This window comes from Actinobacillus ureae ATCC 25976 (assembly GCF_000188255.1).
Classification (GTDB): Bacteria; Pseudomonadota; Gammaproteobacteria; order Enterobacterales; family Pasteurellaceae; genus Actinobacillus; species Actinobacillus ureae.
The window spans coordinates 1525826-1528040 of the sequence record NZ_GL831080.1 but is presented as its reverse complement, the minus strand read 5'-3'; the positions used below and the strand labels follow the sequence as shown (position 1 = coordinate 1528040).

At 40.2% G+C, this 2215-nt stretch carries 2 protein-coding genes; one reads left to right on the top strand and one right to left on the bottom strand.

Annotated elements, in window-relative coordinates:
* A partial coding sequence (locus HMPREF0027_RS07160; protein ID WP_005623564.1) for a 5-methyltetrahydropteroyltriglutamate--homocysteine S-methyltransferase occupies positions 1–859 on the top strand: 859 nt, incomplete at its 5' end.
* A gap of 48 nt (positions 860–907) precedes the next feature.
* Here the strand turns inward: HMPREF0027_RS07160 and HMPREF0027_RS07155 are convergent.
* Positions 908–1882, bottom strand: coding sequence for an AEC family transporter (locus HMPREF0027_RS07155; RefSeq protein ID WP_005623562.1), 975 nt, complete (start codon positions 1880–1882; stop codon positions 908–910).
* Positions 1883–2215: the final 333 nt, after the last annotated feature.

Below are 2215 nucleotides of genomic sequence, written 5' to 3'. Positions count from 1 at the left end.
CCCCAAAGATTATGCATTCAAAGGTGTAGATGTACGTCCTTATAACACTCGCTGTTGTGGAAAAGTCTCTTGGAATCCAAATCATCCATTCCTTGCACATTTCAAAAAATTCAATGCGATTGTTGCGGGCAGAGCGGTAGCCAAATTCACGATTCCAAGTCCGAATCAATTAATGTATCCGGCACAATGGGATCACGGTATCTACGCAACCCGTGAAGAATTTGCTAAAGATGTGCAACAGGCTTATAAAGACGCAATTAAAGCATTCTATGATGCAGGTTGCCGTTATTTACAAATTGATGACGTGTATTGGGGTTCACTATGTAACAATTATCAGCAACCGACCTTTGAAGCGGATAAAGCGCAAGCCGTTGCGAATATTCAAGCGATTTTAGCGGACAAACCGGCAGATTTAACTATCACGACTCACGTTTGCCGTGGTAACTATAAATCTTCTTATTTATTAGAAGGCGCTTATGACCTAATCGCTGACGGTTTATTCGGTCAAACCAATTATGACGGTTACTTCTTAGAGTATGATGATGAGCGTTCTGGCGGTTTTGAACCATTAAAACATTTTGCGGACAATAAAGGCCGTGTAGTGTTAGGTTTAGTGAGCTCAAAATTCCCGGAATTAGAAGACAAAGAAGCGATTAAAGCTCGTATTGCCGAAGCAGCGAAATATGTACCACTTGAGCAACTTTGTTTAAGTCCGCAATGTGGCTTTGCGTCAAACGAAGAAGGCAATGTGATGACTGAAGAACAGCAATGGGCGAAAGTACGCCACGTTGAAGAAATTGCGAAAGAAGTGTGGGGCGAAGATTTAGTTCTTTATTTGCAACTTTTTAAGAAAAAATGACCGCTTGTTAGATATGCAAGCGGTCATTTTTTATGATTTTTTTACAAATTATACCCAGCCAAGCTGGCGTAAGATCAGCAAGCCAAAGCTAGAAGTAAACATTGAGCCAACAGTGGTAATACCGATTAAGTTAGCTGTGGAAACGGCATCACCGCCGTAATTACGAATCATCGCATAAGTAGCGGCGGCAGTCGGTGCTGAGGTGCTAAGAAAGACGATACCGAGCTCCATTGGTGATAAGTCGAAAACCCATTTACCTAAACTGAATAGGAAAACAGGGGTGACAAATAAGCGAATACTCGCAGAAAGCAAAACTAAACGGTTAGTTGTACTGCCTTCGCCCTTTTTAAATTTGCGTAGCTGTTTGAAATCAATACTTGCGCCAGTACAAATAAGCGCCAAGGGTAGCGTTAGTCCGCCAATAGCTTGCCCAGTTTTCAGTAACGGTGTCGGTAATTCCAATTGGAGTTCATTGAATATCAACCCTAATACTAAGCCAATAATCAACGGATTTTTCAAAATAGAAATAAATAGGCTGCCGAATTGGGGTTTACCCTCACTAAATGCTTTAGTCAATGTGATAACTGCTAGCATATTGAATAAAATTACAGATACCGCAACGTAAATCGAAGCAGTTGCCATTGCCGCATTACCATAGGCATTCATAATGAGTGCCAAACCAAGGATAGCAATGTTGCTACGAAACGTTCCTTGAGTGAAAACGGCACGAAATGGCTTGTCTGCAATATATTTACCCGCCCACCATTCGGCAATAAGGTAGATTGTCAGCGTACCGATAATCGCAGTCAGAATCAGCGGAATATTCGCTGCATAATTCAGCTCGCCTTTTTGCATATTTAAAAAGAGCAAGGTAGGAATTGCAAAATTAAACAGGCTTTTCGATGTCATATTGCAGAAATGGTCGTCAATATATTTTTTGCGGCGCAACAATATACCGGCAAACATTAATAAAATAGTTGGCAAGGTCGTGCTAATACTGAATTGAAGGGCTTCTAAGAACATGGATATTCCTCGTAAAAACAAACAAGCGGTCAAATTTGCAGAAATTTTCGCGGTATTATGTAGCAGTTGCACAAAGACCAAAATTTAAACAAAACTGCACAAAAATGCCCTTATTTCGATAAGGGCATTGTTTTTACTATAATTGTATTTTACAGAATTCTGCTCATTTTTCCATTACTCGCTTTTCGGTTTTCTTCTAAACAATTTTTCACGTTGCTCCTCTAATAGCATTTGTTCCATTATCGCAGGATAGGCTTGCTCGCAAAGTGTAATATATTCGGGTTGGGTAAGGTGTTCTCTAATTTTAGTCGGGCAATGTAGATAGATTTTATC